We start from the raw sequence: 20,352 nt of genomic DNA, 5'->3' as shown, positions 1-20,352 counted from the left end.
GCCACGGCGCCCCGGCCGGGGCCGCCGGGTGAGGAGACGGGGATGAAGGCGATCGTGTACGAGCGCACCGGCGACGCCTCGGTGCTGCAACTGGTCGACCGGCCGGTGCCGGAGCCCGGCCCCGGCGAGGTCCTGGTGCGGGTGGCGTTCTCCGGGGTGAACCCGACGGACTGGAAGGCCCGCTCGCAGGGGCCGATGCCGCGCGACTGGCAGACGCCGGGGCAGGACGGCGCGGGGGTGATCGAGGCGGTGGGCGAGGGCGTCGACCGGGACCTGATCGGCGAGCGGGTCTGGCTGTGGGAGGCCGCGTGGCAGCGGCCCTGGGGCACCGCCGCCGAATACACGGTGGTGCCGGCCCGGCAGGCGGTGCCCCTCGGGGACGCCTCCTTCGAGCTGGGGGCCAGCCTGGGCATCCCCTTCCTCACCGCGCACCGCTGCCTGACGGCCGGCGAGTACACGCCGGACCGGCTGCACGCGGGCGCGCTCAGCGACCACACGGTGCTCGTGCAGGGCGGGGCGGGCGTGGTGGGCAACGCGGCCATCCAGCTCGCCCGCTGGGCGGACGCCTGCGTGGTCGCCACCGTCAGCAGCCCGGAGAAGGCGCAGTTGGCGGCGGCGGCCGGCGCGTCCTTCGTGGTCGACTACCGGACGCAGGACGTGGTCGAGGAGGTCCGCAAGATCGCGCCCGACGGGGTGCACACGATCGTCGAGGTCTCCGCGGCGCGCAACGCCGCCGCCGACGTCCAACTGCTCCGGCGCGGCGGGGCGGTCTGCGTCTACGCCGACGACGGCGGGGACGAGGTGACCCTGCCCATCTGGCCGTTGATGGCGCCGAACGCGCGGTTCCAGTTCGTCCTCGTCTACACCGAGCCGAAGGCGGCCAAGGCCCAGGCGGTGGTGGACGTGGCCGCCGCGGCGGCGCAGGGCGGGATCCGGGTGGGCGAGGACGCGGGCCTGCCGCTGCACCGCCACCCGCTCTCGGCGGCCGTCGCGGCCCACGAGGCGGTCGAGAACTCGGTGGTCGGGAAGGTGCTGATCACCACCAGTGGGGACGAGTGACGGCTGGCGGCCGAAAGCCCTCTGAGCTGGGCGGATTTCCCCGTAGTGGGCACAGAGGCGAACAAGTTTCGCAACAATGACGGTGCGGGTACCCCCGCATGGAGCGGGCGGCCCCGGCGCGGTGCGAACGCCGGGGCCGCCCCTGGGGAGGGAGTTCAGGAGTGTTCCCTACCCCAACAGGCGACGGTGCGCCTGAGAACGTTACGGGGCGGTCAGCTCCCGGACACTCAGTTCGCCCCCGGCGTACCGGGAACGGACGACCTTCTTGTCGAACTTGCCGACGCTGGTCTTCGGCACCGCGTCGATGACGGCCCAGCGTTCCGGCAGCTGCCAGCGGGCCACCGACCCGGCCAGGAACTCCCGCAGCTCCTCGACCGTCACCGCCGCACCCTCGCGCAGCACGACGGTGGCGAGCGGCCGCTCACCCCAGCGCTCGTCGGGCACCCCCACCACGCAGGCCTCCAGCACCGCCGGGTGGGCCATCAGGGCGTTCTCCAGCTCGACCGAGGAAATCCACTCGCCGCCGGACTTGATGACGTCCTTGGCCCGGTCGGTGAGCGTGATGTACCCGTCCGGCGAGAGGGTGCCGACGTCGCCGGTACGCAGCCAGCCGTCGCGGAACTTCTCCTCGTCGGGCACGTCGTCGCCGACGTACCGCGCGGTCACCCACGGCCCGCGGACCTCCAGCTCGCCGACCGACGCCCCGTCGGCGGGCAGCGGCTCGCCCAGCGGGCCGACGATGCGGGCCTCGACCCCGGCCGGCACCCGGCCCTGCGTGTAGCGGTAGCGCCAGGCCTCCTCGCCGGTCGCGCCGGCCGGCGGCCGGGAGACCGAGCCCAGCGGGGACATCTCCGTCATCCCCCAGGCGTGGATGACGTCGATGCCGTGCCGCTCGGCGAACGCGTGCATCAGCGCCGGCGGGCAGGCCGAGCCGCCGACGATCACCTCCCGCAGCGAGGAACTGTCCACGTCGTGGGCGTCCAGGTGGGCCAGCAGGTCGGTCCAGATGGTCGGCACCGCGCCGGCCAGGGTGGGCCGCTCGGCGGCGATCATGTCGGCGATCGGCGCGGCCTGGAGGAACCGGTCCGGCATGATCAGCGACGCCCCCGAGAGGAAGGCCGCGTACGGCAGGCCCCAGGACATCGCGTGGAACATCGGCACGATGGCCAGCTCGCGGTCGGTCGGGCCGAGGCCGAAGCCCTCCGGCATGCAGACCTGGAGGGAGTGCAGGTAGATCGAGCGGTGCGAGTAGGTCACGCCCTTCGGGTTGCCGGTGGTCCCCGAGGTGTAGCAGAGGGCGGCGGCGTCGCGCTCGTCCACCTCGGGCCAGTCGAAGACGTCCGGCCGGTCGGCCAGCAGCGCGTCCCAGTGGTGCACGGCGATCCGGTCGCCGGCCGCCGCCGTGAGCGGGGCCGGGTCGCCGCCGCCGACGACCACCACGTGCCGCACGGTGCCCATCTCGCCGATCACCCGGGCCAGCAGCGGGATGAGCGTCGAGTCGACGAGCACCACCCGGTCCTCGGCGTGGTTGGCGATGTAGGCGACCTGGTCGGGGAAGAGCCGGAGGTTGAGGGTGTGCAGCACCGCGCCCATGCTGGGCACCGCGAAGTACGCCACCAGGTGCTCGGCGTTGTTCCACATGAAGGTGGCGACCCGCTCGTCGCCCGTGACACCGCACTCGTCGCGCAGCGCGTGGGCCAGCCGGGCCGCCGTGCGCCCGACCTCGGCGTACGTCATCCGGCGCGGCTCGCCGCCCGTCCAGGTGACGACCTCCGCCGTGCCGTGCACGGTGGCGCCGTGGCCGAGGATCCGGGCGACCTGGAGGGGAGCGTCCATCATCGTGCTACGCATGGGTAACAAAGTAGTGTCGGCGGTCACAGGTTGGGAACCCTGGAATGCCGGTCGAGACCGTAACGGCACCGTAAATTGTCCGGGTGAGCATCTCCTGGGCCGATTCGTACGTGGGACAGCTACGCGCGCTCGCCGGTGACCGGACGCTGATGTTCGTCGGCGCCCGCGCCGTGGTCCGCGACAGGGCGGGGCGCCTCCTGCTGATCCAGCGCTCCGACAACGGGCAGTGGGCCCTGCCCGCCGGGGCGATGGAGCTGGGCGAGTCCATCGCCGACTGCGCCGTCCGGGAGGTACGCGAGGAGACCGGGCTGCGCGCGCTGCGGGTCAGCGCCTTCGCCCTCTACACGGGCCCGGACCGCACCCACACCAACATGTACGGCCACACGTACCAGATCTTCACTACCGCGTTCCGCGTCGACGAGTGGGACGGCGAGCTGGCCCGGGTCACCGACGAGACGACCGACGCGGGCTTCTTCCACCGGGCGCAACTGCCGGCCCCGCTCTCCACGAGCGTCGCCGAGACCGTCGCCGACCTGGACGTCTTCGAGCAGACCAACCGGCTGATCCTCAAGTAGGCCGCGCCGCCCCGGCCCCCGACCGGTCCCGATCCGGGGCCCCAGGTCGGGACCGGAGCCGAGGCGGGGGTCGGAGCCGGGGTCGGGCCGGTCAGAGCATCGTCTGGCTCTTCGCCTCCATCTCGGCGGCGGCCTCCTCCTTCGACTCCCTGTCCAGCGGCTTGCCGCCGGGCGCCGGGCCCTCGCCGCCGAGGCCGTCCGTGCCGCCCGTGGCGCCGCCCGGGCCCGCACCGCGCAGCTTCTCGTTCGGCAGCGCCAGCGTGACCAGCACCGCCACGATCGCGATCAGGCCGGTGGTCAGGAAGACCAGGTGCAGCGACTCGACGAACGCGGCCTGGACGGCCGCGCGCACCGGGGCGGGGAGCGCCAGGATGGTCGCCGGATCGTTGACCGAGACGTCCGCCCCGCCGCTCGCCGCGACGGCGGCCTGCTGCTCCGGCGGCAGTACGGCGATCGCGCCCGGCAGCCGGTCAGCGAGTTCCGAGGTGAGCCGCGACGACAGCACCGCGCCGAGGATGGCGACGCCGAACGAGCCGCCCAGCGACCGGAAGAACGTCGCCGACGAGGTGCCGGCGCCCAGGTCGCGCATCGACACGGAGTTCTGCACGGCCAGGATCAGCGACTGCATGCAGAGCCCCAGCCCGACCCCGATCACGACCATGAAGCCGAAGGCCGCCCAGAGCGAGGTGTCCACCTCCAGCCGGGTGAACAGCAGCATGCCGACCAGCAGCACCGCCGCGCCGGACACCGGGAACCACTTGTACCGGCCGATCCGGCTCATCGCCCGGCCGGTCAGCACCGAGGTGACGATGATGCCGGCCATCATCGGCAGCATCAGCAGGCCGCTGCGGGTGGGCGAGGCGCCCCGGACGATCTGGAGGTAGAGCGGGATGAAGATGATCGAGCCGAACATCACCAGGCCGAGCACGAAGCCGGCCGAGTTGGCCAGCGCGAACGTGGCGCTGCGGAACAGCCGCAGCGGCAGGATCGGCTCGGCCACCCGGGCCTCCTGGAGCACGAAGAGCACGCCGAGCACCGCGCCCGCGACGAAGAGGCCGATGATCACCCCGGAGCCCCAGGCGTACTCGTTGCCGCCCCAGCTCAGCGCGAGCAGCAGGCAGCTCACCCCGGCGACCAGCAGCGCCGCGCCGAGCCAGTCGATCGAGTGGTCGCGCCTGGTGAACGGGATCAGCCGCAGCACCCGGGAACACACGATGATCGCCAGGATCCCCAGCGGCACGTTGATGTAGAAGATCCACCGCCAGTCGGTCTCGGCGAAGTAGCCGCCGACCAGCGGCCCGGCGACCGAGGAGAGGCCGAAGACCGCCCCGAACAGGCCCTGGTAGCGGCCGCGCTCCCGGGGCGACACCACGTCCGAGATGATGGTGAACGCGAGCGTCATCAGGCCGCCGGCGCCGAGGCCCTGGACCCCCCGGGTGACGATGAGCTGGGTCATGTCCTGCGACAGGCCGGCCAGCAGCGAGCCGAGCAGGAACGTGCCGATGGAGAAGAGGAAGACGGGGCGTCGCCCGTACAGGTCGGCCATCTTGCCGTAGAGCGGCGTCGAGGCCGTGGAGGCCAGCAGGTACGCGGTCACCACCCACGAGTAGTGGTTGATCCCGCCCAACTCGCCGACGATGGTCGGCAGCGCGGTGCCGACGATGGTCTGGTCGAGCGCGGCCAGCAACATGCCGGTCATCAGGCCGAACATCAGCAGCCGGATCTGTCGCCCGCCGAGCGCCGGGGCTTCCGTGGTCATCCCGCCTCCTTTCCCCGCTCACCCGAAACATGCGTGCGGAGCGTAGGGCACCTCGTCGATCGTGGGGCCGGTGGCACTGCGGCCACCGACCTCACGACCAACGATCGGTCAGCGGGACGAGTGCGGGCCCTCGGCGAACTCTTCGACGATCTTGGCGCAGAAGGCCGGCAGATCGTCCGGCTTGCGGCTGCTGACCAGGCCGCCGTCCGTGACGACCTGCTCGTCGACCCAGTCCGCGCCGGCGTTGACCAGGTCGGTGCGCAGGCTGGGCCAGGAGGTGAGCCGGCGGCCCCGCACCACGTCCGCCTCGATGAGCGTCCACGGCCCGTGGCAGATCACCCCGACCGGCTTGCCGGCGTCGAAGAACGCCCTGACGAAGCGCACCGCGTCCGCGTCGGCCCGCAGGAAGTCCGGGTTCGCCACCCCGCCGGGCAGCACCAGCGCGTCGTAGCCGGACGCGTCCGCGTCGGCCGCGGTCACGTCCACGTCGTACGTCTTCGACTGGTCCAGGTGGTTGAAGGACTGGATGGTGCCGGGCTTGAGCGAGACCAGCTCCACCGTGGCGCCGGCCTGCTCCACCGCCTCGCGGGGCTGGACGTACTCGACCTCCTCGACGCCGTCGGCGGCCAGGAACGCGATCCGCTTGCCCTGAAGTGTCGTCGCTGCCATCTCGGTCTCTCTCCTCTCCCGGGGGTACCGTCCGTCCCTTCCCGGGGCCCGGTGCCCGAAACCCCTCCCCGGCGGCGGCAGGTTTGGCCCGGATGCCCCGGGGGACCCGGGACGGCATGGCAGGAGGAGCAGCGGAACAGCGCCGGCTCGCCACCGTGGTGGAGGGCTGGCTGGGTCGTCCCGTCCTGGTCGTCGGGGACGCCATGCTCGACGAGTGGCGCTTCGCCGAGTCCGACCGGCTCTGCCGGGAGGCGCCGGCCCCGGTCCTCACCCTGCGCCGGCGGATCTCGGCGGCCGGCGGGGCGGCGAACACCGCCGTCAACGTCGCCGCGCTCGGGGGACGGGCGGTGCTGGTGGCGCCGGTCGGCGCGGACGTCGCCGGCGACGAACTGCACGACTGTCTGGACCGGGCCGGCGTCTGGGACCGTACGGTCAACCAGCCCGCACGCCCGACGCCGGTGAAGCGGCGGATGCTGGCGGGCAACCAGATCCTGCTCCGGGAGGACTCCGGCGACCCCGACGACGTGCTCGACGCGGACGGGGTGGCCCGGCTGCTCACCGCGCTGGACTGCGCCACCGAGGAGCTGCGCGCCGCCGGTGGCGAGGCGCCCACCCTGGTGGTCTGCGACTACGGCCTGGGCGCGCTGCCCGCGCCCGTGCGCGCCTGGCTGGTGACCCACCGGGAGCGGTACGCGACGGTCGCGCTGGACGCCCACGACCTGGCGGACTGGCGCGGCCTGGCCCCGACGGTGGTGACCCCCAGCTTCGCCGAGGCGACCCGGCTGCTCGCCCGGGCCGCCGGCGCCCGTCCGGCGCCCGGTGCCGGGCTGCATCTGGACCACCCGGACGGCGACCCGGCCGACGGCCCCTCCGAACTCACGGTGGGCGTCTCCCCCGGCGGTGTCGCGCCGCACCACGCCGTCCACCGCCCCGGCCCGACGAACCCGACCGGCGAGCCGACGGCCGGCGAGGGCCGGGTGGCGATGACCGGGAACGGGCTCACCGTGACCGGCACCGGCGTCACCGTCAACGCCACGGCCGGCGAGGGCGTCGACCGGGCCGTGCTGGCCGAGTCCCGCCTCGCCGAGCTGCGCGCGCACACCGGCGCGGACGTGGTGGCGGTGACCCTGGACACCGACGGCGCGGTGGTCGGCGGGGCGGACGGCGAGCCCCGGCGCAGCCACAGCACCCCCGTGCCGGCCAGCCACGCGGTCGGGGCGGGCGACGCGTACCTGGCGGCGATGACGCTGGCGCTGGCGGCCGACGCGCCGCTGCCCACCGCCGCCCAGCTGGCCCAGCTCGCGGCGACCATCACCGTCTCGGACACCGGCACCTGCGTGTGCCGCCGGGAGGACCTGCTCGTCGCGCTGGACGCACCGGTCGACGGGGCGGGCCACCGGGCGCTGGTCGGCACCGACGAGCTGGCCGCGATCGTCGAGGAACACCGCCGGGCGGGCCGCGCGATCGTCTTCACCAACGGCTGCTTCGACGTGCTGCACCGGGGCCACGTGCGCTACCTGGAGCAGGCCCGCGCGCTCGGCGACCTGCTGGTGGTGGCGGTCAACTCCGACGGCAGCGTACGCCGGCTGAAGGGCCCGGACCGGCCGGTGAATCCGGTGGAGGACCGCATCGCCCTGCTCTCCGCGCTGGCCTGCGTCGACCACGTGGTGGTCTTCGAGGAGGACTCCCCGGCGGAGCTGATCGAGGCGGTCCGCCCCGACGTGTACGTCAAGGGCGGCGACTACCCGCCGGAGATGGTGCCCGAGGCGCCGCTGGTGCGCCGCCTCGGCGGGCAGGTCCGCACCCTCGGGTACGTCCCCGACCGGTCCACCTCGGCGATCATCGACCGGATCCGGGCGCACGGCCAGGAGCCGCAGGAGGAGGACACCTCCCTGACGCCCGAGCCGTCGTGAACCGCCCGCTCGACCCCGGCACGGCCGGCGGTTTCCGCGCGGATCGGCTGCTCGACGTGCTGATCCCGACCCGCAACCGCCCCGCCGAACTGGCGGTCACCCTCTCCGGGCTGGCCGCCCAGGAGGGCGTGCCCGGCTTCGGCGTGGTGGTCAGCGACCAGTCCGACGGCGACGCCGCGTACCGGCACCCGGCGGCGGCCACCATGGTCCGGGCGCTGCGCCACCGCGGGCACCCCGTGCTGCTGACCCGCCGGCTGCCCCGACGCGGGCTGGCCGAGCACCGGGCGTACCTGCTGGCCGCGTCCGCAGCCCGGTACGTGCTCTGCCTCGACGACGACGTCTGGCTGGAGCCGGGCACGCTGCGCCGGCTGGTCACCGCCATCGAGGAGCTGGGCTGCGGCTTCGTCGGCAACGCGGTGCACGGACTGTCGTACGCCGACGACGTCCGGCCGGAGACGCACCGGCACTACGAGGAGTGGACGGGGCGGCCCGCCCCGGAACGGATCCGCCCCGGCACGCCGCAGTGGGAGCGGGCGACGATCCATTCGGCGGCGAACCTGCTGCACGTCACGCGGCAGCTCGACCTGCCGTCGGGTGGCTGGCGGGCGTACAGGGTGTCCTGGATCGGCGGCTGCGTGCTCTACGACCGGGCGAAGCTTGTCGACTCCGGCGGGTTCGACTTCTGGCGGCGGGTGCACGAGAAGCACCAGGGCGAGGACGTCGCCGCCCAGCTCGCCGTGCTGGCGCGCTTCGGCGGCGCCGGCGTCCTGCCCAGCGGCGCGTACCACCTGGAGTCGCCCACCACGGTCACCGACCGGGAGGTGGAGGCGTGGGAGGTCGTGCTCGCCGAGGAGGAGACGGCGCAGCCGGCCTGAGCGGCGGCGCAGGGGCTCCTTTGGCAGAGGGAATGCTTGCACCCGTTTCGTATTGCGCGCCGTACTATTACGCAAACTGCCCGTCGTATTCGTAGCGCCCCTGCCGTCGCGCCTCCATGTCTCCCACCAGGGGAAGCGGCAGTCCGTCTGCTGTCCGGGATCGGGGGAAGGGCGTCCGCCTGTAGGGCACCTCGCTTTCCACCCCCAGCAGCATTCGCACCACCATGCCCACCAGGGCAGGCAAGCCCCTTTGCCCGGCACGGCATCCCGCACAGGCTTCGACCGTTGTCTCCAAAGTTCGGTCAAGACTAACGCTGCTCACCCATTGGACGATCCTGTCTCGAGCGTCGTCGACCTGCATTCCCGCAATTCGCAGCGCCTCGTCCACCAGAGTAAGCACATAGGCTGCGCCTCTCACGTCAAGCTCTCCTGGCAGCCGGCCCACTGCTTCCCTTCGCAATCGGATGCCTCTCGCCAGCAACGATACGTATTCAGGCAGATAGTTGATGCCCCCTTCCCGGTGCAGCAACTCCATCAAGTTGACGATGTACTCGGCGTCTCTCGGCAGTTCAGCTGCTTCCTTTGGTGACACCGCTCGCGCCTGTGCACCGGGCACAGGCCCATCGTCCGACCTCACCTTCGACAAGGTCGGCTCACTCGGCAACGCTGATTCTGGTTGCTGGCCGGCAGGCTCTTGCTGCTGCCCGCACTGGTCGCGCCGGACTACGCGGACTGCGCATTCTGCCGAAATTCCATGCTCCCGCAGCACCTGACTGAGAGCATTCTCGAAAAGAATCTGCTTGCCGATGCTGTCCGGAATCTCGCTCCCGGCGTATCCGAGGCGACGCGCAGCAATAGGGATCAGATCGGAAGAGAGTGCATTCAACTGATGTCGGGCGGCCTCTTCAGGCTCGGCAAGTTCCCACCAGATCGCTGCTTCTATCGCCACACTCCCTCGATTTTCGAGCGGCACTGGCACCAACCACTCTAGCTTGCACCGGTATGCCTGGCCAGTCTCTGCAACCAAGATATTCCACTCTTGGCGGTGGGCACCTCCCGGCAGGCAATATCTCGGGGGCTTGAGTTCGAGACACTGCCCATCGCGACTGACGGCGAGGAGTTCACGATCGGCGGGAAGCGGATTGTCGACGGGCAGGGAGCCATCGAGGTTCGGGACAACACTGATGAGGCTCACCAACACAGTCGAAGATTCAGGCAAGCTGTCCCATTGCCGGTCTGGTACGTCCTGACGGGTCAACCCACGCAGCCGCATGGCCGAGTCGAGCGGGATGTCGTTCTGCGCCTCGAACGCCTCCCTGCAGCCGAGCGAGGAGTCGTCGATCAACTGAGCAATGAGTTCCAGATCCGGCGGGGTGGAATCAGACATGGTGTCCTCCCGACCGCTCGATGATCTCCATCGCCCGCGGTCTACCCCGTCGTAGCAGGTTCTCAACCGCCTTCGGAGTGCGTCCCAACATCTCGGCGATATCTGCGTACGAGGCACCTTCCGCCCTCATCTTCAGGGCAACCCAGGTGGCTTCATCCAGTTCTGCGGTGAGCGCGGCGGTCAGGACGATGTAGTCCTCCACCCCGCCGTGTCCCGCTTCAGGCAGTTCCTCTCGCACCTCGACCGGATGCCGCCGACGGTATTCACGATGCCACTTGCGATAGATCCCCGGGTAGACCTGGATGCACGCACCGATGTAGTAGGTGAGGAGGGACGCGCCACCATCCGGACGCCAACGGCCGCCGATCAGTGCGACGCGGCGGAACAGCGCAGCCCCCTCCACGGCGGTATCCGTCGCGAGGTCGTCGACATCCTGCCGATCGACGCCCTCCGGCAGCACACCCACCGGCCGACCTACCTCTCGGCATTTACGAGACATCTTGCCGCTCTTGATCCAAGACCTACAGTAGCGATGACCAGCGATGACCAGCCGCTCAGCCACCAGGTCGTACTCTGGTCCGGCGAAGTTGTTCTTCGCCAGCCGTGCCACCAGCAACCGATCACCTTCGCGCGCGTCGCCGTCACCCTGCTTAGGGGCCTTCGGGGCAGCAGTGTGGACCAGCGGAGTGAGAGCCCGGATCCTGCCATCCTGAATTTCCTTCACATAGTTGGAAGTGGGGTCGAACTCGGAAGCCTCAGCGAGGTTTGCCGCCTCTACCCGCAGTTGTATGTCAGATGGCGATTCACCAGGGCTGGCAGGCGTCTCCGTAGGGGGAAGTGTTGTCGCTCCGTTCTCGAAGCGTTCCAGATCACTGCTCCCTTGAATATCCACAGGCGAGAGCCTCCCCACGGGTCTGGTGATCTTCAGTCAAGTCCTATGTCACGGCAACACCGCTGCCCCTCGGCGTCTCCGTAAGATCCTTTGTGAACCTCCCCATAAGATCATTCAGGGGGGAAGTCCGGTGCTGCGCATATTACCCATGCAGAACATCTTTCACCGCCGACGCAGCCGGAGAGTCTCATGTCGAACACCACCGCTCCCCACGGCCCGACACCTGCTCCCGCCGGAGCGCCGCATACACCACGCTGGATCTGGGTGCTGCTCATGCTGCTCACCGCGAGCCTGGTTGGCTGCATCGCCGGCCTGCTCGCGTTCGCTGCCGGCAGTAACGTGCCGGCCGCCATCCTCACGGGCGGTAGCGCGTTCGCCGGCACCGTGGCACTGCTGCTGGCCATCGCCCACTTCGCCTACGGGCAGAAGTGATCCCTGACGATCAACAGGCCCACCACGCCGTTCGAGCCAAAGGAGTCCTCTCGCCGCGAGAGGACTCCTTTTTGGCCCTCGCTGACCGCCTGTCGGCCCCATCTGCCCTGCTCTTCCGCCCTGAGCGCGTCAGGTCTACCGGCCGCTCAGGGGGCGCCGGGCTCCGGGCGGAGCAGCTCACGGGCCGCCTCCAGGACCTCGACCACCGGCACGTCGACGACGAAGGAGTCCCGGTGCGGGCACTCGCCGTCGCCGGGGCGGTGCGGGTAGATGCCCGGGGTGCAGTCCACGCCGCAGACCGGGCAGAGCACCGTCCACGAGCTGATCGGCCGGTGCCGGCCGCGCAGCAGGTTCGCCACCGTGATCAGGTTGCCGACCCAGTAGATGCCGACGGTCGCGGTGCCCACGGCGGCGGCCAGGTGCACTGGCCCGGTGTCGTTGGAGACCACCAGCTCGCAGCCGGCGTAGCAGCCGGCCAGGCCGCCGAGGCTGAGCGTGCCCACCTGCGGCCGGACCGGCACCCCGGCCGCCGCGACCACCCGTTGCACCACGTCCTGCTCGGCGGGCGTGCCCGTGACCAGCACCTCGTACCCGTCGCCGACCAGCTCGCGGGCCACCTCGGCGAAGCGCTCGGCGGGCCACCGGCGGCGGGTGTCCGTGGCGCCGGGGTGCAGCGCCACTCTCGGCCGCTCCGCCGGGCCGAGCACCTCGGCCGCCTCGGCCCGGTCGGCGTCGGTCACGGCCAGCGCCGGGACGATCGTGGTGGCGCCCGCGCCGACCAGGCCGGCCACCTCCAGGTAGCGGATCACCTCCTGCTGGTAGTAGACGTACCGGATCCAGCGGTCCAGCGGTGGCGCGTCCTCGGCGCGCAGCCCGGCGGTGACCCGTGCCCCGAGGGCACCGACGAACGGGTTGGAGTTGGCCCCGCCGCCGTGCAGCTGCAACGCCAGGTCGAAGCGTTCCCCGCGGGCCGTGGCCAGGAAATCGTCAAGCGTCGACTCCGGCTCGCCCGGATCGGGACCCCGGATCCCCGGCGCGGGCGGCACCACCAGCACGCGGTCCACCGGCCCGGGCCGGTCGCGCCAGAACTTCGCGTGCCACGGCGCGCCGAGCAGCACGATCTCCGCTTCCGGGTACGCGGCCCGCAGCGCGTCCAGCGCCGGCAGGACGAAGATGAAGTCCCCGAGCGCGTTGGCGCGCAGCACGGCGATCCGCTCGACGTCGGGCACGCGGCCGGTGGCCGGGCCGAGCAGGTTCGGGGTGCCCACGCGGCTCGTTACGGCCGGTCGGTCTCGCCGACGGCGATGTCCGGGTGGTGCATCTCCCGGTCCGCGGCCGGGTCGAGGACGTTCGGCGTACCCCCGTCGGGGCCGGCGGGTCGGGGGCCGGTGCGGCCGACGGTGATGGTGCGCGGCGCGGGCCGGGCGGCCCGGGGCAGTCGCACCCGGAGCAGGCCGTGGTCCATGACCGCGTCGATGCTGTCGGGATCCACCCGGGACGGCAGGTCGACCCGGTACTCGAAGCCCCTGGTCTCGAAGCCACCGGGGATGCCGTGGTCGGCGTTGACCTCGGCCTCGGAGCGGGCCCGGACGCAGAGCTCGCGGTCGTCCAGTTCGACGGCCACCTCCTCCGGCGCCACCCCGGGCAGCCGCACCACGACCTCCCAGCCGTCGGCGGTCTCGGCCATCTCGACGTCCGGCGGCCCGGCCCGGCCCCCGACCAGCCGACGAAGCTCCGAACGCAGTGACTGGAGTTCGCCCATCGGATCCCAGCCCTGCTGCCGGCCGCGCCAACCCCGGCCGGTCCCGCCGCTCTGCTCGCTCATGCCGGCCCTCCGCTGACGACCCGCTCGCTACGCTCGCTCACTGCACCTCTCCGATCCGGTGGGTGGCCGCCGGGGATCGCAGTGAGCTGGGCGCGTCCAGCCCGGCCTCCCGGTCCACGCCGACGCCGAGCCGGTCGACCAGTTCCCCGCCCAGCCAGGCGCTCACACCGAGGATGGCCAGCGCGACCACCTCGATGGCGATCAGCGCGCCCCCGGCGGCCCGGGATTCGGCGTTGAGCCGGACCACCCAGATCGCGGCGAAGAGCAGGATCACCGCCACGTTGGCGGCGGCGTGCGTCAGCGCCACCCGCTTCGCGCGGGTGGCCGACGGGATGGCCAGCAGGTCGAACGTCCCGGCCGCCGCGGCCAGCAGGCCGCCGATCAGGCCGACGGTGATGTTCCAGTACGCGACCTCGCCGAGGAAGTCCGGCCCGCCGACGGTGTCCACCAGGTCGAACAGGACCGCGGTGACCAGCAGGCCGACCGGGAACATGACCAGCATCGGGTGGACGGGATGACCCAGCACCTTGAGCCGGCTCTCCATCGGGCCTCCACTGCTCGGTCTCTCCGGGCGGGTCGAGTCGGTCTTTGCGGCCGGGTCGGGTCGGGCTCTCCCGGGCGGGTCGGGTGAGGCGGTACCCCCGCCCTGGAGGGACAAACCTCGCGCTGGTCGCGCTCTAGGCTGACTCGTGGCGGACACCCCGCCACCGGAGTCAACGCACGGGGGAGGATCACGTGACGGTGGACATCACCTCGCACGAGGAACTGCGCGAGCTGCTGGGGGCGCCGATGCCGCGCGCGGTGACCAAGGAGCGTCCCGTCCTGCACGCCCGGGACCGGGACTGGCTGGCCGCGTCGCCGTTCTGCCTGGTGGCGACGGCCGGCGCGGACGGCAGCTGCGACGTCTCGCCGAAGGGCGACCCGCCCGGCTTCGCACTGGTGCTGGACGAGCGGACCATCGCCATCCCGGAGCGGCCGGGCAACCGGCGCGCCGATGGCTACCGCAACATCCTGGACAACCCGCACGTCGGATTGATCTTCCTGATCCCCGGGCGTACAGACACGCTGCGGATCAACGGCCGGGCCCGACTGGTCCGCGACGCGCCGTGGTTCGACGACATGGTGGTCAAGGGGCACCGCCCGATCCTCGCCGTGGTGGTGGAGATCGAGCAGATCTTCTACCACTGCGCCAAGGCGTTCCTGCGCTCCGAGCTGTGGCAGCCGGAGAGCTGGCAGCCGGACGCGCTGCCGTCCCGGGCCCGGCTGATCAAGGAGGTCGAGAACCCGGCCGAGAGCCTGGCCGACCTGGAACGCCACTACGGCCCGAACTACGCCACCACCATCTACACCTGAGCCCTCGCTCGTGCACACCTGACGCTTAGCGGTCAGCTCCTGAACCCTCCCGCACTGGGCCACGTCCCCCGAGCCGCGTCCCCTGGCCGCCCACGCGGGTGGCACACCGCGCGGCCACCCGAGGCAGATGCGGCACCCCGCCCTGGCGATCAGGACGCCATGGACGTTACGGGGCGCTTTTGACGTCGATGGCGTCCTGATCACCTCCGGCTGATGTGGTGTTGGGGCTGCCATCGGCGGGTGGGTGTTGGTCATACGTGGTGGCGGCCGCGGTGTTGCTAAAGGGTTCTTTATAAAGATAGCTTTAGAGTATGTCGCTGCCCGAGGTGAAACTCTCCGACCCCAAGGCCCTGCGCGGGTACGCGCATCCGCTGCGGATGGCGCTGATCGGGCTGCTGCGCCAGCAGGGCCCGATGACCGCGACCCAGGCCGCCGAGCGGCTCGGCGAGAGTGTCCCGAACTGCTCGTTCCACCTCCGGCAGCTCGCCAAGTACGGGCTCGCCGAACGGGCACCCGGCGCCGACGCCCGCGAGCGGCCCTGGCGGGCCACGGCCCTCAACACCTCCTGGGACGACGTCTCGGACGACCCGCAGACCCGCGCGGCCGTCGACGAACTGAGCGCCGTCCAGCTCGCCCTCTACGTCCGCAAGGCCGAGGCGTTCCTGGCCCGACGCGCCGAGGAGTCGACAGCCTGGCGGGCGGTCACCGGCTTCACCGACCGGCCGGTGCACGTCACCGCCGACGAGATGGCCGAGCTGGCCACCCGGATCGACGCCCTGCTCGCCGAGTACGACGACCGGATCACCGACCCGACGCGGCGGCCGGCCGGCAGCCGGAAGGTCAGCATCATGCACCTGGCCGTCCTCGCCGACCCGCCGCCGGCCGGAAACTCCGCCAGCACAGCCCCCCGTTCCGCCGGAGATCCCCCGGTCAGCGGGCCGGTTGCCCGCGACATCGGTGAGCAGCGGGGCGACCGGTGATTGGTCAGGCGACCGGCGTCCCGGTTGCCGCCCCGTCCGGCGGTCCCACTCGGCGCGGCCCGCTGCCCCGGCTGCTGCGCGAACGCGTGTTCCGTCGGTACTGGTCGGCGCAGACCGTCTCGTACTTCGGCGACGAGATCTCCACCCTGGCCCTGCCGCTGCTGGCCGTGCTGGTCTTCGAGGCGACCCCCGCCGAGATGGGCTACCTGACCGCCGCCGCGCTCGCCCCGAACCTGCTCTTCTCGCTGCTCGCCGGCGCCTGGGTCGACCGGTACCCGCACAAGCGCCGGCTCATGATCCTGACGGACCTCGGGCGGGCGCTGCTGCTCACCGCCGTGCCGGTGGCGTACGTGCTGGACCTGCTGACGATGCCGCAGCTCTACCTGGCGGCCTTCGCGGTCGGCACGCTCGCCGTGATCTTCGAGGTCGCCCGGGGGCCGCTCTTCGTCTCCGTCGTCGGGCGCGCCGACTACGTCGAGGCGAACACCCTCATCAACGGCAGCCGGGCGATGTCCCTGGTGGCCGGGCCGAGCATCGGCGGCGTCCTGGTGCAGGTGCTCACCGCGCCCATCGCCCTGGTCGCCGACGCGCTGTCGTACGTCGTGTCCGCGTACTTCCTGGTGCGCATCCGGCCGACGGAGCCGGCGCCCGCGCGCGGCGGCGGACTGGCCCTCGGCGCCGGGCTGCGGTTCATCGCGCGGACGCCGATGATGCGCGCGACCGTGCTCGGCACCACCACGATCAACCTGTTCAACTTCATGTTCATCGCGCTCTTCGTGCTCTACGCGACGCAGGAGCTGGGCCTCGCGCCCGGCCTGCTGGGCGCCGTGCTGGGCGCGGGCGCGGTCGGCGGCCTGATCGGGGCGGCGCTCACCGGCCGACTGGTCCGCCGCTTCGGGGTCGGCCCGACGCTGCTGGCCGGGTTCGTCCTCTTCCCCGCTCCCCTGGTGCTCATCCCCCTCGCCGGCGGGCCGACACCGCTGGTGGTCGGGATGCTCTTCGCCGCCGAGTTCCTCTCCGCCGTCGGGGTGATGCTGCTCGACATCACGGTCGGCTCGGTGCAGACCGCGCTGACCCCGGAGGCGCTGCTGGCGCGGATCGCCGGGGCCCGGCGCACCATCAACTACGGCATCCGGCCGATCGGCGCGCTGCTCGGCGGCGCGCTCGGCACCGCCCTCGGCGTACGGCCGGCGTTGTGGATCGCGACGGCGGGCGCGCTCGCCGGGGTGCTGTGGGTCGCCTTCTCCCCGGTACGCCGCCTGCGCGGGCTCCCCGACCAGGCCGGCTGACCGGCCCCGACGGGCGATCGGCGGCCCTCCGATGTGGTGTGTCGGCAGGTCCGGCGGTTGAGTGCCCTCGGTCGGGGTAGGAGTTTCGTCGACGAAGACGGCTCAACCTGCCGAACGAGAAGGTTCGACCTGACGAGGAGGATTGCCCATGACCACGAAGGTCGAGAAGTCCATCGAAGTACAGGTTCCGGTCAGCACCGCGTACAACCAGTGGACGCAGTTCGAGGAGTTCCCCCGCTTCATGGGGGGCGTCCGTGAGGTGCGCCAGCTCGACGACAGGCGGATGCACTGGGTCGCCGAGATCGGTGGCGTCCAGCGTGAGTGGGACGCCCGGGTGCTGGAGCAGGTGCCCGACCGGAAGGTGGCCTGGGCGGCCACCGAGGGTGTGACCAACGCCGGCGCGGTCTACTTCCAGCCCGTCGACGCCGACCGCACCATGGTCAGCCTGCACCTCGAGTACGAGCCCGAGGGCCTGCTCGAGAAGGCCGGCGACAAGCTCAACATCATCGAGCGGCAGGCCGAATCCGACCTGCGGAAGTTCAAGACGTACATCGAGGAGCGCGGCGTCGAGACCGGCGCCTGGCGCGGCACCGTCGACAGCGGCCTCGGTGTCGGCACCCCGGGCGTCGAGCACGCCGCCGCCACCCGCGGCGACAGCGGCAATGCCGGCGTGTCCGGCAAGGCCGTGGCGGCGGGCGCCGCCGTGGCCGGGGCCGCCGCTGCCGCCGGAGCCGCCGCGGCCGCGAAGCGCCGCTCCGACGCCGACGACCGGCCGGCCACCACGACGACCGACACGGAGTACGTGGTGACCGAGGTCGAGGTCGTTCCGGAGCCCGGCACCGCCGGCTACCCGCACCGCACCCTCTGATCTCCCCGCACGCCTGCCCCTGTCGGCGGACGGCCCGGTTCCCCGCGAACCGGGCCGTCCGCTCGTCCCGGTCCGGTCGGTGGCGTCAGCGCCCGTCGGCCTGCACCGTCCAGAGGTGACCGTCCGGGTCGGCGAAGGTGCCCGTGTAGCCCCACGGCTGTGCAGCCGGCTCGACGACGACCTGCGCGCCGGCGGCCCGGGCCCGCCCGACGAGTTCGTCGACCTCGGCCGGCGTCGCGGCCGGGAGGCTGACGAGGCACTCGCTCTGCCCGCGCGGGGCCACCTCGTGGTCGCCGATGACCCAGCCGAAGCCGCCGGTGGGCACCAGCATGACGCGGAGGCCGTCGTTGACGGCGTACTGCAGGGGCTCGGGGATGCCGTCCTCGGCCAACTCGCCGACGGCCTCCAGGCCGAGCCCCTCCGAGTAGAAGCGGTACGAGGTGGGGCGGTCGGCGATCGGCAGGGCGACGACGACGGGTGCGTACTGCATGAGGCTGCCTCCGGAGGGTTGACGACTGCGTACGGTCAGTGTGCGGGCCGTCGTGGGGAACTCCTGGTTGCCCCCGCCGTGGCGGGCACGGATGTCAGGCGCTCCAGCCGGCCGGGTTGGTGCAGGACTCGCGGGAGATGCCCGAGCCGGTCTCCGGCCAGGCACCGAAGCGCTCCCTGTGCAGCCTGGCGAAGAAGTAGCACATGGCCTCGCACGCGGTGTCGGGCAGAGCGAGGGTCGGATCGGCGTGCACCGCCTCGTAGAAATCCCGCCCGAGCGCGACGATGTGGCCCCGGGAGTAGAGGAAACCGTCGTCGGAGCCGTCGGTCACCTCGTGCACGTCGGCCCGGTCGATGTCGTGCAGTTTGCGCTCGAGCACCCGGTCCAGGTCGGTCAGCTCCCGGCTGGACAGTCCCTCGGCGAGCTGCCGCAGGTTGTCGAGGAACCGGTCGAGCCACGCGTCGATGGCGTACAGGCCCTCGTCGCCGGCTGCCGGGTCCCGCGTCGGCAGCGCCCGCCGGAGCGCGGCGGGCTCGTCGCCGAGCCGTTCCCAGGCCGCCTCGACGAGGGCCCAGAACCGGGCCTCCTCCTCGACGCTCGGCACCCGCACGCCATCCACCAGATCAGTCACGCCGGGAGGGTAGCGACGAGGACCGACAAAAGTCGTGGTCGCCGACGTACGCCGTGCCTCCCGGCCGTGGTCGGGGCACCGCGCGGTCGGGTCGGGCCCGCCGGGGTCAGCGACCGTCGGCGCGGGCGTGCCGGCCGACCGCGGCGGGCGCCGCCGGAACCGCGCCCTGCTCCGTGTGCCGGGCGGCCCGCTCGGAGACCAACTGGCCGAACAGCCCGCTGGGTCGGCCGCAGTCTCCGCACAGGAAGTTGTCGTCGAGTCGCCCGCCGCCGCAGTGGTCGCAGCGACCCCGGTCGCGCGGGTCGTGGTACGCCCGCAACGCCTCCACCAGGGCGCGGGCGACCGGGGCGCTCAGCGCCAGCCGCGACTCCACGCCCCGCAGGCCGACGACCAGCTCGCCCTGCGGCGCGGCGGCCGGATCGAGCGCGCCGACGCGGGCCACGAAGTCGCGGAGGGCGGCCAGGACGTCATCGGGTGCGGGCATGCGTCGACCGTACGACACCCGGCCGCCGATGTTCCGGACGACCGACCGGCCACCCGTGCCCCGAGGCGGGACAGCGGGTCGGGAGTTCATCTGCCACGATCCTGGCCGTGCGTGCTTCGTTCGGCCTGCTCGTGGCGTCCCTCGCGGCCGGCCTGCTCTCGGTTGCGGCGGCGCTGCTGGCCGTGCCGGCCGCAGCGCTGCTGTTCGGCCTGGTGACGCTGCTCGCGCTGCTCGGCTACGTGCTGGTGAGCCGTGGCGCGCGCCGGGTGAGGTGGACCGTCGCCGCCGGAATCGGGCTGCTTGCCGTGGTGGCGGTGATGCGACTGCGCTGGCACCAGGAGCAGGTCGATGGACCAGGCTGGCTGTCGCCCGGCCAGGGACTGACGAGGACGGCCCTGCTCGCGCACGGCCAGCAGACGATCGACCGGGGAAGGCTCGCCGCACTGGGTCTGACGCTCGGCGTACTCTGTCTCGCGGCCGGCGCGTCGGCGCTACCGGCACGCGACAGGCGACGGGGAGCGGCGACGGCAGTCCTCGCGCTGTTGCCCCTGGCCTGGTTCGGGCTGTGCTCCGCGCGGGAGTTCAGCCGTCACCTGCTCCCGACGGTGTGGCCGGCGCTACTCGCCGTCCTCGTGGCCGTGGGGGCACTCGCGCTGTCGGGATGGCGGGCCGATCGGCGTTGGCTGCTCCCGGCGGGGTTCCTCCTGCTGTCACTCGCAGCGGCGCGCGCCTCCTCGGATCTCGTTGCGGTGTCGTCAGGATGGTTGGAGCTGGCCAACCCTCCCGGCGGCGCCTTCCTGACCATGGGGGTGGCGGTGAGCATGCCGGCGGAAGGCTTCCCTCAGGTGTCGCAGGCCGTGGAGACGGCAGCCGCGCTCGCTGGCGCGGGGCTGGTGGCCGTCGGCGCGGTGCGCGGCTCCCGCGAGGCGGACGCGTCGTAGGTCGAGCCCGAACAAGGCGGTCCTGCCGACGAGCGGCGGCCGCACGACCGACCGGCTCCTGCCCATCTGATCCGTAGGA

The 20,352-nt window shown here is 72.2% G+C and carries 20 protein-coding genes and 1 pseudogene; 10 read left to right on the top strand and 11 right to left on the bottom strand.

Annotation, left to right across the window (positions count from 1 at the left end; genetic code table 11):
• The first annotated feature begins 42 nt into the window (after positions 1–42).
• Positions 43–1,059 (top strand): NADPH:quinone reductase, encoded by a 1,017-nt coding sequence (locus ACGFNF_RS17140; protein WP_393168869.1) that lies wholly within the window; start codon positions 43–45, stop codon positions 1,057–1,059.
• 201 nt (positions 1,060–1,260) lie between these two features.
• Here the strand turns inward: ACGFNF_RS17140 and ACGFNF_RS17135 are convergent, their stop codons facing one another.
• A complete protein-coding gene (locus tag ACGFNF_RS17135; RefSeq protein ID WP_393168867.1) occupies positions 1,261–2,910 on the bottom strand; it encodes a fatty acid--CoA ligase in 1,650 nt (549 codons plus the stop codon).
• An 83-nt stretch (positions 2,911–2,993) separates the two neighbouring features.
• Here ACGFNF_RS17135 and ACGFNF_RS17130 point away from each other — a divergent pair, with 83 nt between their 5' ends.
• On the top strand, positions 2,994–3,485 hold the full coding sequence (locus ACGFNF_RS17130) for an NUDIX domain-containing protein (protein WP_357576770.1): 492 nt from the start codon (positions 2,994–2,996) through the stop codon (positions 3,483–3,485).
• Between the two features lie 91 nt (positions 3,486–3,576).
• On the opposite strand, the gene ACGFNF_RS17125 is transcribed toward ACGFNF_RS17130, so the two are convergent.
• Positions 3,577–5,244, bottom strand: coding sequence for an MDR family MFS transporter (locus ACGFNF_RS17125; RefSeq protein ID WP_393168865.1), 1,668 nt, complete (start codon positions 5,242–5,244; stop codon positions 3,577–3,579).
• Between the two features lie 108 nt (positions 5,245–5,352).
• On the bottom strand, positions 5,353–5,913 hold the full coding sequence (locus ACGFNF_RS17120; protein ID WP_393168863.1) for a type 1 glutamine amidotransferase domain-containing protein: 561 nt from the start codon (positions 5,911–5,913) through the stop codon (positions 5,353–5,355).
• A 116-nt stretch (positions 5,914–6,029) separates the two neighbouring features.
• Here ACGFNF_RS17120 and rfaE2 point away from each other — a divergent pair, with 116 nt between their 5' ends.
• Both rfaE2 and ACGFNF_RS17110 read left to right on the top strand, forming a co-directional pair.
• Complete coding sequence (gene rfaE2 / locus ACGFNF_RS17115; RefSeq protein ID WP_393168860.1) at positions 6,030–7,826, top strand: D-glycero-beta-D-manno-heptose 1-phosphate adenylyltransferase; 1,797 nt, start codon at positions 6,030–6,032, stop codon at positions 7,824–7,826.
• Positions 7,823–8,701 (top strand): glycosyltransferase family 2 protein, encoded by an 879-nt coding sequence (locus tag ACGFNF_RS17110; RefSeq protein WP_393168858.1) that lies wholly within the window; start codon positions 7,823–7,825, stop codon positions 8,699–8,701. The genes rfaE2 and ACGFNF_RS17110 overlap by 4 nt, the downstream gene beginning before the upstream one ends.
• A 67-nt stretch (positions 8,702–8,768) precedes the next feature.
• On the opposite strand, the gene ACGFNF_RS17105 is transcribed toward ACGFNF_RS17110, so the two are convergent.
• Positions 8,769–10,088, bottom strand: a complete 1,320-nt coding sequence (locus ACGFNF_RS17105) for a hypothetical protein (RefSeq protein WP_393168856.1) — start codon at positions 10,086–10,088, stop codon at positions 8,769–8,771.
• Positions 10,081–10,980 carry an RNA polymerase sigma factor gene (locus tag ACGFNF_RS17100; protein WP_393168854.1) on the bottom strand — a complete coding sequence of 300 codons (900 nt, stop codon included), beginning with the start codon at positions 10,978–10,980 and terminating at the stop codon, positions 10,081–10,083. Before ACGFNF_RS17100 ends, ACGFNF_RS17105 begins: the two co-directional genes overlap by 8 nt.
• A gap of 264 nt (positions 10,981–11,244) precedes the next feature.
• On the opposite strand from ACGFNF_RS17100, the gene ACGFNF_RS17095 reads away from it, so the two are divergent.
• Positions 11,245–11,412 carry a hypothetical protein gene (locus ACGFNF_RS17095; RefSeq protein ID WP_393168852.1) on the top strand — a complete coding sequence of 56 codons (168 nt, stop codon included), beginning with the start codon at positions 11,245–11,247 and terminating at the stop codon, positions 11,410–11,412.
• A 146-nt stretch (positions 11,413–11,558) separates the two neighbouring features.
• Here ACGFNF_RS17095 and ACGFNF_RS17090 read toward each other — a convergent pair whose 3' ends face one another.
• Genes ACGFNF_RS17090 through ACGFNF_RS17080 form a run of 3 tightly spaced genes read right to left on the bottom strand, consistent with a single transcriptional unit; the run spans position 11,559 to position 13,781 of the window.
• Positions 11,559–12,680 (bottom strand): glycosyltransferase family 9 protein, encoded by a 1,122-nt coding sequence (locus ACGFNF_RS17090; protein ID WP_393168850.1) that lies wholly within the window; start codon positions 12,678–12,680, stop codon positions 11,559–11,561.
• Positions 12,681–12,688: 8 nt separating this feature from the next.
• Positions 12,689–13,237, bottom strand: a complete 549-nt coding sequence (locus ACGFNF_RS17085; RefSeq protein ID WP_357576763.1) for an Hsp20/alpha crystallin family protein — start codon at positions 13,235–13,237, stop codon at positions 12,689–12,691.
• A gap of 37 nt (positions 13,238–13,274) precedes the next feature.
• Positions 13,275–13,781: a DUF2231 domain-containing protein gene (locus ACGFNF_RS17080; RefSeq protein WP_151456572.1), complete on the bottom strand. Its 507-nt coding sequence runs from the start codon at positions 13,779–13,781 to the stop codon at positions 13,275–13,277.
• 191 nt (positions 13,782–13,972) lie between these two features.
• Here ACGFNF_RS17080 and ACGFNF_RS17075 point away from each other — a divergent pair, with 191 nt between their 5' ends.
• The 4 genes and pseudogenes from ACGFNF_RS17075 to ACGFNF_RS17060 form a co-directional block, all read left to right on the top strand.
• Positions 13,973–14,590 (top strand): pyridoxamine 5'-phosphate oxidase family protein, encoded by a 618-nt coding sequence (locus tag ACGFNF_RS17075; RefSeq protein ID WP_132232018.1) that lies wholly within the window; start codon positions 13,973–13,975, stop codon positions 14,588–14,590.
• A gap of 311 nt (positions 14,591–14,901) precedes the next feature.
• Positions 14,902–15,570 (top strand): helix-turn-helix domain-containing protein, encoded by a 669-nt coding sequence (locus tag ACGFNF_RS17070; RefSeq protein WP_393168847.1) that lies wholly within the window; start codon positions 14,902–14,904, stop codon positions 15,568–15,570.
• Positions 15,567–16,859 (top strand): MFS transporter, encoded by a 1,293-nt coding sequence (locus tag ACGFNF_RS17065; RefSeq protein ID WP_393168845.1) that lies wholly within the window; start codon positions 15,567–15,569, stop codon positions 16,857–16,859. The genes ACGFNF_RS17070 and ACGFNF_RS17065 overlap by 4 nt, the downstream gene beginning before the upstream one ends.
• A 148-nt stretch (positions 16,860–17,007) precedes the next feature.
• Positions 17,008–17,457, top strand: a pseudogene (locus tag ACGFNF_RS17060) (SRPBCC family protein); the annotation flags it as partial.
• A 355-nt stretch (positions 17,458–17,812) separates the two neighbouring features.
• Here the strand turns inward: ACGFNF_RS17060 and ACGFNF_RS17055 are convergent.
• The 3 genes from ACGFNF_RS17055 to ACGFNF_RS17045 all read right to left on the bottom strand — a co-directional run bounded on the left by ACGFNF_RS17055 (position 17,813) and on the right by ACGFNF_RS17045 (position 19,332).
• Positions 17,813–18,217, bottom strand: a complete 405-nt coding sequence (locus ACGFNF_RS17055; RefSeq protein ID WP_393168843.1) for a VOC family protein — start codon at positions 18,215–18,217, stop codon at positions 17,813–17,815.
• Positions 18,218–18,311: 94 nt separating this feature from the next.
• Entirely contained in the window at positions 18,312–18,848 is a 537-nt protein-coding gene (locus ACGFNF_RS17050) for a DUF4240 domain-containing protein (RefSeq protein WP_393168841.1), read from the bottom strand.
• A 106-nt stretch (positions 18,849–18,954) separates the two neighbouring features.
• Positions 18,955–19,332, bottom strand: a complete 378-nt coding sequence (locus ACGFNF_RS17045) for a hypothetical protein (protein WP_393168839.1) — start codon at positions 19,330–19,332, stop codon at positions 18,955–18,957.
• 107 nt (positions 19,333–19,439) lie between these two features.
• Between ACGFNF_RS17045 and ACGFNF_RS17040 the strand changes: the two genes are divergently transcribed.
• The gene (locus tag ACGFNF_RS17040) at positions 19,440–20,273 is read left to right on the top strand and encodes an aminopeptidase (protein ID WP_393168837.1); all 834 of its coding nucleotides are present in this window, start codon (positions 19,440–19,442) and stop codon (positions 20,271–20,273) included.
• Positions 20,274–20,352 lie beyond the last annotated feature (79 nt).

This window comes from Micromonospora sp. NPDC048868 (genome assembly GCF_043198195.1).
GTDB classification, from domain to species: domain Bacteria; phylum Actinomycetota; class Actinomycetes; order Mycobacteriales; family Micromonosporaceae; genus Micromonospora; species Micromonospora reichwaldensis.
This window is presented reverse-complemented; position numbering and strand designations above follow the sequence as displayed.

What these genes read in the sequence shown, in the direction of transcription:
- ACGFNF_RS17140 (WP_393168869.1), top strand. Translation starts at nt 43, where the DNA reads ATGAAGGCGATCGTGTACGAGCGCACCGGCGACGCCTCGGTGCTGCAA.
- ACGFNF_RS17135 (WP_393168867.1), bottom strand. Translation starts at nt 2,910, where the DNA reads ATGCGTAGCACGATGATGGACGCTCCCCTCCAGGTCGCCCGGATCCTC.
- ACGFNF_RS17125 (WP_393168865.1), bottom strand. Translation starts at nt 5,244, where the DNA reads ATGACCACGGAAGCCCCGGCGCTCGGCGGGCGACAGATCCGGCTGCTG.
- ACGFNF_RS17120 (WP_393168863.1), bottom strand. Translation starts at nt 5,913, where the DNA reads ATGGCAGCGACGACACTTCAGGGCAAGCGGATCGCGTTCCTGGCCGCC.
- rfaE2 (WP_393168860.1), top strand. Translation starts at nt 6,030, where the DNA reads ATGGCAGGAGGAGCAGCGGAACAGCGCCGGCTCGCCACCGTGGTGGAG.
- ACGFNF_RS17105 (WP_393168856.1), bottom strand. Translation starts at nt 10,088, where the DNA reads ATGTCTGATTCCACCCCGCCGGATCTGGAACTCATTGCTCAGTTGATC.
- ACGFNF_RS17085 (WP_357576763.1), bottom strand. Translation starts at nt 13,237, where the DNA reads ATGAGCGAGCAGAGCGGCGGGACCGGCCGGGGTTGGCGCGGCCGGCAG.
- ACGFNF_RS17080 (WP_151456572.1), bottom strand. Translation starts at nt 13,781, where the DNA reads ATGGAGAGCCGGCTCAAGGTGCTGGGTCATCCCGTCCACCCGATGCTG.
- ACGFNF_RS17070 (WP_393168847.1), top strand. Translation starts at nt 14,902, where the DNA reads ATGTCGCTGCCCGAGGTGAAACTCTCCGACCCCAAGGCCCTGCGCGGG.
- ACGFNF_RS17055 (WP_393168843.1), bottom strand. Translation starts at nt 18,217, where the DNA reads ATGCAGTACGCACCCGTCGTCGTCGCCCTGCCGATCGCCGACCGCCCC.
- ACGFNF_RS17045 (WP_393168839.1), bottom strand. Translation starts at nt 19,332, where the DNA reads ATGCCCGCACCCGATGACGTCCTGGCCGCCCTCCGCGACTTCGTGGCC.